Annotated in this window: 8 protein-coding genes and 1 pseudogene; 6 read left to right on the top strand and 3 right to left on the bottom strand. The window is 70.0% G+C overall.

Annotation, left to right across the window (positions count from 1 at the left end):
* Nucleotides 1-11: 11 nt before the first annotated feature.
* On the top strand, nt 12-623 hold the full coding sequence (locus tag OG226_RS29585) for a TetR/AcrR family transcriptional regulator (RefSeq protein ID WP_329350543.1): 612 nt from the start codon (nt 12-14) through the stop codon (nt 621-623).
* Between the two features lie 91 nt (nt 624-714).
* Here the strand turns inward: OG226_RS29585 and mfd are convergent, their stop codons facing one another.
* The 3 genes from mfd to OG226_RS29570 all read right to left on the bottom strand — a co-directional run bounded on the left by mfd (nt 715) and on the right by OG226_RS29570 (nt 7,924).
* A complete protein-coding gene (gene mfd / locus OG226_RS29580) occupies nt 715-4,269 on the bottom strand; it encodes a transcription-repair coupling factor (RefSeq protein ID WP_329350541.1) in 3,555 nt (1,184 codons plus the stop codon).
* A gap of 296 nt (nt 4,270-4,565) precedes the next feature.
* Nucleotides 4,566-7,139 carry an ABC transporter permease gene (locus OG226_RS29575; protein WP_329350540.1) on the bottom strand — a complete coding sequence of 858 codons (2,574 nt, stop codon included), beginning with the start codon at nt 7,137-7,139 and terminating at the stop codon, nt 4,566-4,568.
* Entirely contained in the window at nt 7,136-7,924 is a 789-nt protein-coding gene (locus tag OG226_RS29570; RefSeq protein WP_317886346.1) for an ABC transporter ATP-binding protein, read from the bottom strand. The genes OG226_RS29575 and OG226_RS29570 overlap by 4 nt, the downstream gene beginning before the upstream one ends.
* A 380-nt stretch (nt 7,925-8,304) precedes the next feature.
* On the opposite strand from OG226_RS29570, the gene OG226_RS29565 reads away from it, so the two are divergent.
* The 5 genes and pseudogenes from OG226_RS29565 (at nt 8,305) to OG226_RS29545 (ending at nt 14,774) form a co-directional block, all read left to right on the top strand.
* Entirely contained in the window at nt 8,305-9,855 is a 1,551-nt protein-coding gene (locus OG226_RS29565; protein WP_443066920.1) for an MFS transporter, read from the top strand.
* Between the two features lie 347 nt (nt 9,856-10,202).
* A pseudogene (locus OG226_RS29560) lies at nt 10,203-10,658 on the top strand (DUF485 domain-containing protein); the annotation flags it as partial.
* Nucleotides 10,655-12,349, top strand: coding sequence for a sodium/solute symporter (locus OG226_RS29555; RefSeq protein ID WP_443066919.1), 1,695 nt, complete (start codon nt 10,655-10,657; stop codon nt 12,347-12,349). The pseudogene OG226_RS29560 and the gene OG226_RS29555, both read left to right, overlap by 4 nt.
* A 125-nt stretch (nt 12,350-12,474) precedes the next feature.
* On the top strand, nt 12,475-14,181 hold the full coding sequence (locus tag OG226_RS29550) for a PHP domain-containing protein (RefSeq protein WP_329350539.1): 1,707 nt from the start codon (nt 12,475-12,477) through the stop codon (nt 14,179-14,181).
* Nucleotides 14,178-14,774 carry a hypothetical protein gene (locus OG226_RS29545; RefSeq protein ID WP_329350538.1) on the top strand — a complete coding sequence of 199 codons (597 nt, stop codon included), beginning with the start codon at nt 14,178-14,180 and terminating at the stop codon, nt 14,772-14,774. The genes OG226_RS29550 and OG226_RS29545 overlap by 4 nt, the downstream gene beginning before the upstream one ends.
* Nucleotides 14,775-14,777: the final 3 nt, after the last annotated feature.

The following is a 14,777-nucleotide window of genomic DNA, read 5'->3' as shown; positions in this document are numbered from 1 at the left end:
CGCTGCTGACCATGAGCACCGCCGAGACTTCTGAGAGCAGTCGCCGCCCGTACCACCACGGCGATCTGCGCCGCGCGATCCTCACCGCCGCGCTCGACGTCATCGCCGCCGACGGCCCGTCCGCCCTGAGCCTGCGGGATCTCGCCCGCCGTGCCGGTGTCTCGCACGCGGCGCCGGCGCATCACTTCAAGGACCGCACAGGGCTGTTGACGGCGATCGCGGCGGAGGGCTTCGGGCTGCTGGCGGGCGCGATCGGGGAGGCGGCGGACCTGAAGGACGCGGGCGTCCGCTATGTGCGCTTCGCGCGCGAGCATCCGGCGCACTTCCAAGTGATGTTCGCGCCCGAGCTGTTGCGCGACGGCGACCTCGAACTCACCACGGCCCGCGCCCTCGCCACCGACGCCCTGCGCCACGCCGTCTCCGCCGTACCCCCCGAGGGCCGCGGCCCCGACGACCGTCTCGCCGGTGTCGCCGCGTGGTCCCTGGCGCACGGCTTCGCGACCCTGCTCCTGGGTCACAACCTGGACGGGGCGGTGGGTGAGCGGGACCCGGAGGAGGTGTTCCGGGTCCTGGCGGGCATGCTGTTCCGCCCGACCTCCGGCCCGACCCCGCCCCCCGCCTGACGCGACCGACCAGCGCGCACCTCTGCCCCCGACCGACCGGAAGACGCCTCTACGGCTCCCTGCAGCTCTCGCTACGACCCCAGGATCGCCCCTACGACCCCAGGATCGTCGCCAGGAACTCCCCGACCCACCCCAGCAACTCCCGCCCGACCAGCGGCTTCCCGCCCACCTTGGCCGTCTTCGGGCGGGGTACCAGCACCTGGTGGGCGGTCGGCTTGATGACGGTGCCCGGGTAGAGGCGCTTGAGGCGCAGCTCCTGGGACTCCCTCAACTCCACCGGTGCGAAGCGGATGTTGGTGCCCTGGAGGACGATGTCGCCGACGCCGCACGCGCGCGCGAGCATGCGCAGGCCCGCCACCAGCAGCAGGTTCTCCACCGGCTCGGGCAACTTGCCGTAGCGGTCGACGAGTTCCTCGCGTACGGCCTTGATGTCCTCCTCCGTGTTGGCGGAGGCGATGGACCGGTAGGCGGAGAGGCGCAGACGCTCGCCGGGGGCGTAGTCGTGCGGGACGTGCGCGTCGACCGGGAGCTCGATCTTGACCTCCAGGGGCGGCTCCTCCTCGACACCGCCCTCCAGGGAGGCGCGGTAGTCCGCGACGGCCTCGCCGACCATGCGGACGTACAGGTCGAAGCCGACGCCCGCGATGTGGCCGGACTGTTCGCCGCCCAACAGGTTTCCCGCGCCCCGGATTTCGAGGTCCTTCATCGCCACGTACATGCCCGCGCCCATCTCCGTGTGCTGGGCGATCGTCGCGAGGCGCTCGTGCGCGGTCTCGGTGAGGGGCTTCTCCGGGGGATACAGGAAGTACGCGTAACCCCGCTCGCGGCCACGCCCGACCCGACCGCGCAGCTGGTGAAGCTGCGACAGGCCGAAGTTGTCGCCTCGTTCGACGATCAGCGTGTTCGCGTTGGAGATGTCGATGCCCGACTCGACGATCGTCGTCGACACCAGGACGTCGAACTTCTTCTCCCAGAAGTCGACGACCACCTGCTCCAGCGACTGCTCCGACATCTGGCCGTGGGCGGTCGCGATGCGCGCCTCCGGGACGATCTCGCGCAACCTGGCCGCCGCGCGGTCGATCGACTCGACGCGGTTGTGGATGTAGAAGACCTGGCCCTCGCGCAGGAGTTCGCGGCGGATCGCGGCGCCGATCTGCTTCTCCTCGTAGGGGCCGACGAACGTCAGCACAGGGTGACGCTCCTCCGGGGGCGTCGTGATCGTCGACATCTCGCGGATGCCGGTCACCGCCATCTCCAGGGTTCTGGGAATCGGCGTGGCCGACATGGTGAGCACGTCGACGTTCGCGCGCAGCTTCTTCAGCTGCTCCTTGTGCTCGACACCGAAGCGCTGCTCCTCGTCGACGATGACCAGGCCGAGGTCCTTGAACTTGGTCTCGGAGGAGAACAGGCGGTGGGTACCGATGACGAGATCCACGGAGCCCTCGCGCAGGCCCTCCAGGGTCGCCTTCGCCTCCGTGTCGGTCTGGAAGCGGCTCAACGCCCGTACGTTGACCGGGAATTGCGAGTACCGCTCGGTGAACGTCCCGAAGTGCTGCTGCACGAGCAGGGTCGTCGGGACGAGGACGGCCACCTGCTTGCCGTCCTGGACGGCCTTGAAGGCGGCCCGTACGGCGATCTCGGTCTTGCCGTAGCCGACGTCGCCGCAGACCAGCCGGTCCATCGGGATCGACTTCTCCATGTCGTCCTTGACCTCGGCGATGGTCGTCAACTGGTCGGGCGTCTCCACGTACGGGAAGGCGTCCTCCAGCTCGCGCTGCCAGGGCGTGTCCGCGCCGAACGCGTACCCCGGGGCCGCCATCCGGGCCGAGTACAGCTTGATGAGGTCGGCCGCGATCTCCTTGACGGCCTTCTTGGCGCGCGCCTTGGTCTTCGTCCAGTCCGCGCCGCCCAGGCGGTGCATGGTCGGGGACTCGCCACCGACGTACTTGGTGATCTGTTCCAGCTGGTCGGTGGGGATGTACAGCCGGTCGCCGGGCTGGCCGCGCTTGGCGGGCGCGTACTCGACGACCAGGTACTCGCGCGTGGCGGTCTGCACCGTGCGCTGCACCATCTCGATGTAGCGGCCGACCCCGTGCTGCTCGTGGACGATGTAGTCGCCCGCCTCCAGGGTGAGCGGGTCGATGGTCTTGCGGCGGCGGGCCGGCATCCGGACGCCGTCCTTGCCGGCGGCCTTCTGTCCGGAGAGGTCGGTCTCGGTGAGGACGGCGAGCTTGAGCGCCGTGTCGACGAAGCCGTAGTCGATCGAGCCGGTCGCCACGTGCACCACGGAGGGGGCGATCTCGCCGAGCTCCGTCTCCAGGCGGGCGGCGACGCCCTCGGTACCGAGGACCTCGACCGTGCGGGCGGCGGGGCCGTGGGCCTCGGTCACGAAGACCGTGCGCCAGCCGTCGGCGAGCCAGCCCTTGGTGTCGGCGAGGGCCTTCGCGGTGTCGCCCCGGTAGGTCTCGGGGGCGTGCATCCCGAGCTTCAGGGTGTCCCCCGCCGCGTCGGCGGCAAATGTCTCCGTCAGCTCTTCGTCGGCGGCGAACGGCGACACCGACCACCACATCATGTCCAGCTCGCGCGCCCGGTCCCGTACGTCCGCGATGGCCCACAGGGAGGCCGCGCCGACGTCGATGGGCGCCTCGCCGCCACCGGCGGTCGCGGCCCAGGACGCCTGGAGGAACTCGTGCGAGGTGGCGACGAGATCGGACGCACGCGTGCGTACCCGCTCCGGATCGCATACGACGGTCATCGCGCCCTTGGGGAGCACGTCGAGCAGCAGTTCCATGTCGTCGACGAGCACCGGGGCCAGCGACTCCATGCCTTCTACGGCGATGCCCTCGGCGATCTTGTTGAGCAGCTCGCCCAGTTCGGGGTGCTGTTCGGCGAGGGCACGCGCCCGCGCGCGGACGTCCTCGGTCAGCAGGAGTTCACGGCAGGGGGGTGCCCACAGGCCGTGTTCGGCGACCTCCAGGGAGCGCTGGTCGGCGACCTTGAAGTAGCGGATCTCCTCGACGTCGTCACCCCAGAACTCGATGCGCAGGGGGTGTTCCTCGGTCGGCGGGAACACGTCCAGGATGCCGCCGCGCACCGCGAACTCGCCGCGCTTCTCGACGAGCTCCACGCGCGCGTACGCGGCGGCGCCGAGCGCGTCCACGATCGCGTTCAGGTCGGCGCTCTGGCCCGTCCTCAGGGCGACCGGCTCCAGGTCTCCGAGCCCCTTGACCTGCGGTTGCAGCACGGACCGCACGGGCGCCACGACGACGGAGACCGGGCCCGTTTCCGGGTCGTCCTCCCTGGGGTGGGCCAGGCGGCGCAGGACGGCGAGGCGGCGGCCCACGGTGTCGCTGCGCGGGCTGAGGCGCTCGTGCGGGAGGGTCTCCCAGGACGGGTAGTCCACGACGCCGTCCGGCGGGAGCAGTGAGCGCAGGGCTGCCGCCAGGTCTTCGGCCTCCCTGCCCGTCGCGGTCACCGCGAGGACGGTGCGGCCGGTCTCCCTGGCGAGCGCCGCCACGGCGAAGGGGCGGGTCGCCGGGGGGCCCACCAGGTCGACGTGCATGCGGTTGCCGTCGGTCGCGGCGCGGGTGGCTTCCGCGAGGGCGGGGTCCTTGACTACGGCGTCGAGCAGACCGTGCAGGCTCATGGAGGGCTTTCCGTCTGGGGGGGTGGGCAACACGAAGGGCCCGACGCGGAGGGTGGGCCGGGGGGTATCCAGCGTACGTCGGTGCGGTGCCGTGTGCCGGGGCCTGTGGATAACCCTCGCTTTCTTGGCACCCTGCACTGCCGAAAAAGCCTTTCCCACCCACCCGTTTACTGGCAACTGAGAAGTCGACCTCAAAGACGACAGACAAACGACAAGAAAAGACAGACCCGGTGCCGAGAAGTCCCCCGTGACTTCTCGGCGCCGGGCCTGCCCCCGTTGGACAGTGGCTCGATTGGCTACTCCGTGGCGATCGCGTTCAGCACATTCATCCGCCCCGCCCGGAACGCCGGGATCAAGGCCGCGAACAAGCCCACGAACGCCGACCCGATGAAGACCGCGATGATCGTCCCCCAGGGAATCTCCAGGACCTTCAGCCCCTCCAGGGCGAGCAGCTGCTGAGCCGTGGCCCCCCAGCCCATCCCCAGGCCCAGGCCGAGCAGCGCTCCGAAGAGGGCGATCACGACCGACTCCATGCGGATCATCCGGCGGAGCTGGCGGCGGGACATGCCGATCGCTCGCATGAGTCCGATCTCCCGGGTCCGCTCGACGACCGACAGGGCGAGGGTGTTCACGACACCCAGGACCGCCACGATGATCGCCAGAGCGAGCAGACCGTAGACCATGTTCAGGAGCTGGCCGATCTGGTCCTTCAGTTCCTGCTTGTAGTCGGTCTGGTCGCGTACCTGGTACTGCGGGTACGGGTCCATGGCCTTCTTCAGGGCCGCGTACGCCTGCTTCTCCTGGCCGTCCTTGGCCTTGGCGAACATGATCTCGTTCGGCGGGACCTTGTTGGCCGGGAGGTACTTCTGCATCGTCGCGATGCTGGTGTACCGCGCGCCCTGGTCGATGGCGACGTCGTCGTCCGTGATCGCCGCAACCTTCAGCTTCGCCGTCTCGCCGCCCTTGAAGGCGACGCCGATCGTGTCGCCGACGTGGACGCCGTGCTTCTTGGCGTACTTGGAACCGACCGACATCGCGTTGGTGCCGTAGGCGGCGGACAGGTCGCCGGCCGTGGTGGCGCGGCGCAGGTCCTGGGCGTAGGACGGGTCGGCGGCGGTGATGCCGTCGGTGTCCTTCTGGCCGTCGGGCGAGGTGAGGGTGGCGTCGATGTCCTTGTAGCGGGTGACGTGGACGAGGTCCGGCGACTGTTCCATCGCCTTCTCCGCCTGCGGCACGATCCGCTGGTTGCCCTGGACGATGAAGTCGGCGCCCACGGACTTGTCGAGTTCACTCGTCGCCGAGGCGACCATCGAGGAGCCGACCACCGAGAGGCAGGCGACCAGCGCGAGGCCGATCATCAGGGCCGCACCCGTGGCACCCGTACGCCTGGGGTTGCGGAGCGCGTTGCGTTCCGCCAGGCGCCCCACCGGTCCGAAGGCCCGCAGGAGTACGACGCTGATGACCCGTACGACTCCGTTGGCGAGCAGCGGGCCGATGATCACGAAGCCGATCAGGGACAGTACGACACCCGCCCCCAGTACCAGCGAACCATCCGTCGCCTTCTTGGCGGTCGCCGCCGCGAACAGGGCAGCCACACCGGCCCCCGTCAGCACCAGGCCGATCAGCCCCCGCACCCAGCCCGCCTTGCCGTCGGCCGGTGTGCCGGCGTCGCGCAGTGCGGCCATCGGGGAGACCTTGCCGGCCCGGCGGGCCGGGAGGTAGGCGGCGAGGATGGTGACGATCACGCCGAGGAGCAGGCCGAGCACCGGGGTGGTCCACTTCACCGTCAGGTCCCGGGTCGACAGGTCCATGCCCGCCGCGCTCATCAGCTTCATCAGGCCCACGGCGATCCCGACACCGGCGCCGACCCCGAGGATCGAGCCGACGATCCCGAGCAGGGTCGCCTCGACCAGCACCGAGCGGTTGACCTGCTTGCGGGAGGAGCCGATCGCCCTCATCAGGCCTATTTCGCGGGTCCGTTGGGCGACCAGCATCGAGAAGGTGTTGATGATGAGGAAGATGCCCACCAGGAACGCGATCCCGGCGAAGCCGAGCATGGCGTACTTGATGACGTTCATGAACTGGCCGACGCCCTTGCGGTTCTCGTCGGCGTTCTCCTTGGCCGTCTGGATCTTGTACGTCCCCGACGACGCGAGGGTCTGTGCCACGTTCTGCTTGAGCCGAGTGTCCGTCACACCGCTCGCGGCGGTGACGCCGAGCTGGGTGAACCGGCCGGTGGCGCCCAGGAGTTCGTGCTGCGCGGTGGCGGTGTCGAAGTAGACGACGGCCGCACCGGGGTTGGTCACCTTGAAGGTGGCGATGCCGACGATCCTCGCGGTGAAGTCACCGGTCTGCGAGATCGTGCGCAGCGAGTCGCCCATCTTCAGGTGGTGCTTGTCGGCGGTGTCGGCGTCGACCATCACCTCGGTCGGGCCGCGCGGGGCGTGTCCGGAGGTGATCTCCATCGAACGCAGGTCGTTCTTCGTCCAGTTGCCCGCGATGGTGGGCGCTCCGGTCGACGAGCCCATGTTCTTGTTGGCGCTGTCGACGACAGTCACGTTCATCGAACTGACGCCGCCCTCAACGGACTTGACCCCCTGGGCCTTCGCCACCTGCGCGACCGTGGAGGCCGGCAGCGACTCGGGCAGTCCGTTCTGCGGGGTGCTGCCGTCGGCCTTGGCCGCCTTCGGCAGCACCGTCACGTCGGACGCGGTGGCCGCGAAGAGCTTGTCGAACGTCGTGTTCATCGTGTCGGTGAACACCAGCGTGCCGCACACGAACGCCACCGACAGCAGCACGGCTATCGCCGAGAGCGCCATCCGCCCTTTGTGCGCGAAGAAGTTGCGCATCGAGGTCTTCATGACAGTCATGACGTACGCCCCCGCGCGTCGAAGTCCTTCATGCGGTCGAGGACGGCGTCCGCGGTCGGCTTGAACATCTCGTCGACGATCCGGCCGTCCGCGAGGTACAGGACGCGGTCCGAGTACGACGCGGCCACCGGGTCGTGCGTGACGATCACGATGGTCTGGCCGAGGTCGTCCACGGAGCGGCGCAGGAAGCCCAACACCTCGGCGCCCGCACGGGAGTCGAGGTTTCCGGTCGGCTCGTCACCGAAGATGATCTCGGGGCGGGCGGCCAACGCCCGTGCCACGGCGACGCGTTGCTGCTGACCGCCGGAGAGCTGGTTGGGCCGGTGCTTGAGCCGGCTGGAGAGTCCGACCGTGTCCACGACCTGCGCCAGCCACCCTTTGTCGGGCTTGCGGCCGGCTATGTCCATGGGGAGGGTGATGTTCTCCAGCGCGTTCAGCGTCGGCAGCAGGTTGTACGCCTGGAAGATGAACCCGATCCGGTCCCGGCGCAGTTGGGTGAGCTTCTTGTCCTTGAGGCCGGTGATCTCGGTCTCGTCCAGGTAGATCTGCCCGGAGGTCACGGTGTCGAGCCCGGCGAGGCAGTGCATGAGCGTGGACTTGCCGGACCCCGAGGGGCCCATGATCGCGGTGAACTGGCCGCGGGCGATGTCCACGTCGACATGGTCGAGGGCGACGACGCGGGTCTCCCCGGCCCCGTACGCCTTGACGACCTGCCGCGCTCGCGCGGCAACGGCCGTACGCCCTCCAGTGCCCCCGTGCCTGGGAATGGTCACAGCCGATGTCACGGTATGTCTCCTAAGTCGGTCGGCAGAGAAGCGTGCCGGTGTCCGGTCGAGGTGTTCCAACTGGTTACGTCGATGAGTCTGGCGGTGGGAGGGGGTCCGGCGCGCTGGTGCTCAGCGCAGTCTTTCCCGGGGGAAAACCCCACCCTCCTGGGTTCGGCCTGCCGCCCCCCAGCGGCATAAAGCCAGGTTAAGGACGCCCCCTCCCCCTTCTCCTCCTCCGCCGGTACGAACCGTCCCCAGGTCGTAGTACGGAGGGACCCCTAGGGGCTCTCCACCGCCGGGTGGAGTCGATCTCGGGGTCCGGTCCACCCACCAGCCCGGCCAGCTTCCGCCCTGCCGCTACGTGAGGGTCAAGTGGGAAGCTGGTGCGCGGCAGATAGATGCAAGGGGAAAGGAATCCTGTGGACCAGGGGGACAGCGACACCGACGCCGAAACCGAGATACGAACCGAGGCGGCCGAGCAATCCACGCCGGCGCCTCCCGACCGGCGCAAGCGCGCGGTCGTCGCGGCCCTCATGCTGGCGATGGCCCTGGCCGCCCTCGACTCCACCATCGTCTCGACCGCCGTACCGCAGATCGTCGGCGACCTCGGCGGCTTCTCCGTCTTCTCCTGGCTGTTCTCCGGCTATCTGCTGGCCGTGACGGTCACCCTGCCCGTCTACGGCAAGCTCTCCGACACCTTCGGCCGCAAGCCGGTGCTGATCGTCGGGGCGGCGGTCTTCCTCGCCGGTTCGCTGCTGTGCGCGGTGGCCTGGAACATGGGCACGCTGATCGCGTTCCGGGTCGTACAGGGCCTGGGCGGCGGGGCGTTGCAGGGCACGGTGCAGACGCTCGCCGCCGACCTGTACCCGCTGAAGGAACGCCCGAAGATCCAGTCGAAGCTGTCCACGGTGTGGGCGGTGTCGGCGGTCGCGGGCCCGGGAGTGGGCGGACTGCTCGCCGCGTACGCCGGCTGGCGGTGGATCTTTCTCGTCAACCTCCCTGTCGGAGCGGTGGCGTTGTGGCTGATCGTCCGCCACCTCCACGAACCGGAACGCGCCCGCACCTCCCGCCCCCGCATCGACTGGGCGGGCGCGCTCGCGGTGTTCGCGTGCGGAGGCGTGCTGATCACGGCGCTGGTCCAGGGCGGGGTCGCGTGGCCCTGGCTCTCCGCACCCTCAATGGCCCTGTTCGGTACGGGACTTGCGCTGGCCGGACTGGTGGTCGCGATCGAACGCCGGGCGGCGGAACCGATCATCCCCGGGTGGGTGTGGCGGCGCCGTACGATCGCGGCCGTCAACCTGGCCCTGGGCGCACTGGGGTTGCTGATGGTGGCGCCGAGCGTGTTCCTGCCGACGTACGCGCAGTCGGTGCTCGGGCTGGCACCCGTGGCGGCCGGATTCGTGCTGTCCATATGGACGTTGAGCTGGCCGGTGTCGGCCGCGCTGAGCCAGCACGTCTACCGGCGGATCGGGTTCCGCAACACGGCGATGCTCGGGATCGGGACGGCGACGCTGATCCTGTTCGCGTTCCCGTTCCTGCCGTACCCGGGCGCGGCCTGGCAGCCGATGGTGCTGATGCTGCTGCTCGGCGCGGCCCTCGGACTCTTCCAACTCCCGCTGATCGTCGGGGTGCAGTCGACGGTCGGATGGGAGGAGCGGGGCGTGACGACCGCGTCCGTCCTGTTCTGCCGCCAGACCGGCCAGACCATCGGCGCGTCCGTCTTCGGGGCGGTCGCCAACGGGGTGCTGGCGTCCCGGCTGGGCGGCGCGAGCGACCTGGACTCGATCACGCGCGGCCTCGACGGGGGCGCGGTTCCCGAGGCCACCCGGCGGGCGATCGCGGACGCGGTGCACGCGGTGTACATCGGCGCCGGCTGCGCGGCGGCGGTGGCCTTCCTGGTGCTGCTGTTCCTGGCACCGCGACGCTTCCCGGTCCTCAAGGAGCAGTGAGCGGGCCCGAGTTGGGCGCCGCCGCGGCAACACCCGAGGTCAGCGGGTGTTGACGCGGCGGCGTCCCCCGACCGCCCGGTTCGGCGAAAACCACCCACATCCCCCACCCGGCGAGTAGCGTGCGTGACCCCCGCCGCCCACTCCCTGCGGTCCGCCGCCACGGACCCGAGCCACGCAAGGAGCACGGGATGTCCTACGACCCGTACCCTCCGCATGATTCGCACCGCCCGGATGATGTGCAGTCGTCACCCGACCCGTACACCCCGTACGACCCCGAGACCGCCCACCACACCCCGTACGACCCGGACGCCGACCCGTACACCCCGTACGACCCCGACTCCGTCCCCTACACCCCGTACGACCACGCACCACCCCCGACCTCACCCCCGACCCCACCCGCGCCCCCGCCCCCGCGCACCTCCCCGCCCACCGTCACCTACCCCTGGCAGCCACCCCCGCCTCCACCCGAGCGCCGCCGTCTGCCCCGTCGCCCCGCTCTCGGCAACCACAGCGATCTGCGCATCCTGCGCGGCGCGTACCGGCGTCAGCGCCGGGTGGCGACCAGCGCGGCGCTCGGCTACTTCTGCCTCTTCCTCGGACTCTCCGCGTTCACGCCCTCGTTGATGTCGAGCACCGGCACCGGCGGCGTGCCCACCGGGCTGCTGCTCGCGCTGGCCCAACTGCCCGTCACCTGGCTCGCGACGGCGCTCTACGAGCGCACGGCCCGGCGTCGCGTCGACCCCCTCGCTGACCGCTTCCGCAAGCAGGCCGAACTGGACGCGAGACGGGAGGCGGCACGATGACCGCAACGACCGCGACGACGACCGTGACCGCGATGACCGGTCTCAGGAACTCCTCGCAGACGATGTCGCTGGTGGCCTTCACCTCCGTCGCCACGATCACCCTCCTGCTCTGCGTGATGACAGGCCCGGACCGCGACGACCTGGACGAGTTCTACACGGGCTACGGCTCCCTCTCTCCACTCCGCAACGGCCTTGCCATAGCGGGTGATTACATCTCCGCGGCGAGCGTGCTGGGCGCGGGCGGGGTGATCGCCCTGTACGGCTACGACGGGGTGGTGCTCGCGCTGAGTACGGCCCTGTCGCTGATGCTGCTGATGTTCCTGCTGGCCGAACCGCTGCGCAACGCGGGCCGGTTCACGATGGGCGACGCGCTGGCCCGCCGGATGCCGGGGCGTTCCGTACGGATCGTCGCGTGCGCGGTGACGATCATCGCGCTGCTGCCGCTGATGCTGGTCCAACTCGCGGGCGCTGGGCAGCTGTTGGCGTTCATCCTCGGTTTCTCCAGCGACTTCCTGCAGACCGGCTGCATCATCGGCCTGGGCGCGCTGATGATCAGCTACGCGGCGATCGGCGGCATGAAGGGCACCGCCCTCATCCAGATCCTGAAGATCGTGATGCTGCTCGGCTCGGGAGCCGTGATCGCCGTACTCCTGCTGAACCGCTTCCACTGGGACCTGGGTTCGTTCTTCGACACGGCGGCGGAGCGCAGCGGTGCCGGACCGGCCTTCCTGCGCTCGGGACTTGAGTTCGCCGGAGGCCCGAGTCCCCGGCTGGACATGATCAGTTCGGAGCTGACCGTGGTGATCGGCGGCGCCTGTCTGCCGCACATCACCATGCGCATGTACACCGCGTCGAGCGCCCGGCAGGTGCGGCGGTCGATGTCGTGGGCGGTGTCGAGCGTGGCGCTGTTCGTGGCGATCGTGACGGTCGTCGGGTTCGGTGCGACGGCGCTGCTCGGCCGGGCGGCGATCGCGCGGGCCGACCCGCAGGGCAACACGGCGTATCTCCTGGGCTCGCGGGCGGTGTTCGGGGCCGGCATGTCGACGACGGAGACCCTCCTCTTCACCACCGTCACCACGGCCGTCTTCCTCACCCTGCTCGCCTCCGTCGCCGGGATGATCCTCGCCTGCGCCAACTCCCTCGCCCACGACGTCTTCGCGACCCGCGTCCAGGACATGCCGGTCCGCCGCGAGATGACGCTGGCCCGCTACTCGGCGCTGGCGGTGGGCGTTCCGGCGATCCTGCTCGCGACGCTGGTCCAGCACCGGGGCCTGCAACCGCTGGTCACCCTGTCCTTCTGCCTGGGCGCCTCGGCCATAGCGCCCGCCCTCGTCTACAGCCTCTTCTGGCGCCGCTACACCCGAACGGGCCTGCTCAGCACGCTCATTGGCGGCACCCTCGCGGTCCTCCTCCTGATGCCGGGCACGAACCTGGTCTCCGGCTCGGCCGCCGCCGCCTTCCCCAACGCCGACTTCAACTGGTTCCCGTTCACCACGACGGGCCTCGTCACGATCCCCCTCGGCTTCGCCTGCGGCTGGCTGGGCACGGTCGCCTCGGGCCGCCGCGAGGAGGAGGAACAGCGTCGGCGGTACGACGCGATGGAGGGCTGGATCCTGGCGGGCGCGGTACGGAGAGACAGCGGCGGGACACCCGAGGAGCCACCGCATGACCGACGCAAAAGCCCCGCGTGACCGGTGTTGTAGCCGTGCATGACTCGTTCTTTGCCACACCACCACCCGGACCCCCGCTGTTCACCGCTCCTTTCCAGACTCTGCACGTCCGAGCGTGAAGGTCCCTGCATCAGCGGGAGTTGAACATGAGCCACGGCCACAGTCACGGCGACCACGGTCACCACCATCACCACCACGGGGACGGCGACACCTCGTCGCTGCCGCCCGCCCTCGACACGTCCGTCCCGGACACCGAGTTGACGCCCAGTCAGCTGTCGCGGAGAGGCATGCTGCGCCGAACCGGCCTGCTGGGAGCGGGACTCGCGGCGGGCGGCGTGCTCGCGGGCGCGGGGGAGGCAGCCGCGTCGGTGCAGCAGCAGGCGGCCAAGTCGTCGAAGGACAACGGCCGTTACCTGTGGCTGGCGGGCGACCACCACATCCACACGCAGTACAGCAGCGACGCGAAGTACCGGGTCGTCGACCACGTACGCCAGGCGAACGCGCACGGCCTGGACTGGATGGTCATCACCGACCACGGCAGCGTCGCGCACGCCAAGATCGGTGTGGAGAAGGTCAATCCGGACATCGTCGAGGCCCGTGACCAGACCGACGACACCCTCGTCTTCCAGGGCCTGGAGTGGAACATCCCGGGTGCCGAGCACGGCACGGTGTTCGTGCACCCCGGTGCCAACGAGGTGGCCGTACTCAAGGAGTTCGAGAACTCCTTCGACGGCAGCGTGAAGAACGCGAGCGGCAACTCGCCCGCCAACGAGGCCCTCGCCATCGCGGGCGTCAACTTCCTCGCCGACCAGGTCCGCCGCCGCAAGGTCAAGGACGCCCTGTTCCTCGCCAACCACCCGGCGCGCAAGGGCATCGACTCCCCGCACGAGATCCGGGGTTGGCGCGACGCGCAGCCCTCGATCGCCGTCGGCATGGAGGGCGCCCCCGGTCACCAGGCGGGCGGCATCCCCAAGCCGAACGGCCCGGGCGGCGGACGCGGCATCTACGACGGCAGCCCGAGCGCGGACTCGTTCCCCGGTTACCCGCTGGAGAGTTACCGCACCTGGGGCGGCTTCGACTGGATGACGTCGACGGTCGGCGGCCTGTGGGACAGCCTCCTCGCCGAGGGCAAGCCCTGGTGGATCACCGCCAACTCCGACTCCCACAACGTCTACGCGGACACGGCGGTTCGCGGCCCGGGCGGCGACTTCAACGCCAACGGCCGTTACGAGGACCCGGTCTACGGCACCGGCATCAGCCTCACCGACACCGACTTCTGGCCCGGCCAGTACTCCCGCACGCACGTCGGCGCGACCTCCTTCGCCTACAAGGCGGTCATGGACGGCATCCGCGCGGGCCGCGTCTGGGTCGACCACGGCGGCCTGATCAGCGGCCTCGACGCCCGCCTGTCCTACGGTGGCCGCGAGGTCACCCTGGGCGGCACGCTGCACGTACGCCGAGGCGCGCAGGTGGACCTGACCATCAGGATCAGCCTCGCGAACGGCCCCAACTGGGCCCAGTTCCAGCCCGAGTTGGCCCGCGTGGACGTCATCCAGGGCGATGTCACCGGCCCGGTCAAGGACCGGGACGTGTTCGCCACCCCCAAGACGAAGGTCGTCAAGTCCTTCGAGGTCGACAGGTCCACCGGCACCGTCCGCCTCACGTACTCCCTCGGCCGCCTCGACAAGCCGGTCTACGTCCGCCTCCGCGGCACCGACGGCAACCGCTCCGCCGTGGGCATCAACGGCGCCTCCGTAGACCCCGTAGGCCCCGCGATGGACGTCCTCGGCGACGCCGACCCGTGGAAGGACCTCTGGTTCTACTCCAACCCGATGTGGGTCCTCCCCGCATGACCACCGCCTACGACCCGTCCGGCGTCCACCCCGTCATTGGGGTGGACGCCGGCACGACGACGCTCCGCGAGGCGGACCACCTGATCCGCGACCTGAGGACCACGCTCGGGCTCCCACCGGGGACGGTCGCGTGCACCCACCTGATCCGGACGGATACGCGGAGGGGTACGGCGGTCTCGCTCGCCCTGCCGGAGGAGGGCTCAGCGGAGGAGGCCTGGCAACGGCTCACGGCGACGGAGATGGGCGCGGCCCTGGGCGACCTTAGACACGGTCCGTCCGAAGCCGCAGCCCTGGCCGCGGCGGAGCACGCGGCGCGACGATCCGGCCGGGCGGTGCTCTACGCCGGCGTAGACCGCCTCACCGGAACAGTCACCGTGGCCGACCTGCTGGAATCCACGGCGATCGACCAACTGACGGTGGTAGGCGCCCCGTTGGCCACCCCGGACCCCACCACCCCGATCCTCACCCAGGACCACGTACGCCCCGAGTGGCGCGAGGGCCACCTGGTCCTGGCACTGGTCCCGGCGGTGGGCAACACCCTGGCCCCCTTCGAGGTCCCCAACCCGACACCATGCTGCGCAGATCACCCGTGACTT

The sequence above is a fragment of the Streptomyces sp. NBC_01261 genome (assembly GCF_036226385.1).
Lineage (GTDB): Bacteria > Actinomycetota > Actinomycetes > Streptomycetales > Streptomycetaceae > Streptomyces.
This window is presented reverse-complemented; position numbering and strand designations above follow the sequence as displayed.

Bases quoted from the DNA above. Each gene is read 5' to 3' on its own strand.
- OG226_RS29585 (WP_329350543.1), top strand. From the start codon at position 12: ATGAGCACCGCCGAGACTTCTGAGAGCAGTCGCCGCCCGTACCACCAC.
- mfd (WP_329350541.1), bottom strand. From the start codon at position 4,269: ATGAGCCTGCACGGTCTGCTCGACGCCGTAGTCAAGGACCCCGCCCTC.
- OG226_RS29575 (WP_329350540.1), bottom strand. From the start codon at position 7,139: ATGACTGTCATGAAGACCTCGATGCGCAACTTCTTCGCGCACAAAGGG.
- OG226_RS29565 (WP_443066920.1), top strand. From the start codon at position 8,305: ATGCAAGGGGAAAGGAATCCTGTGGACCAGGGGGACAGCGACACCGAC.
- OG226_RS29555 (WP_443066919.1), top strand. From the start codon at position 10,655: ATGACCGCAACGACCGCGACGACGACCGTGACCGCGATGACCGGTCTC.
- OG226_RS29550 (WP_329350539.1), top strand. From the start codon at position 12,475: ATGAGCCACGGCCACAGTCACGGCGACCACGGTCACCACCATCACCAC.
- OG226_RS29545 (WP_329350538.1), top strand. From the start codon at position 14,178: ATGACCACCGCCTACGACCCGTCCGGCGTCCACCCCGTCATTGGGGTG.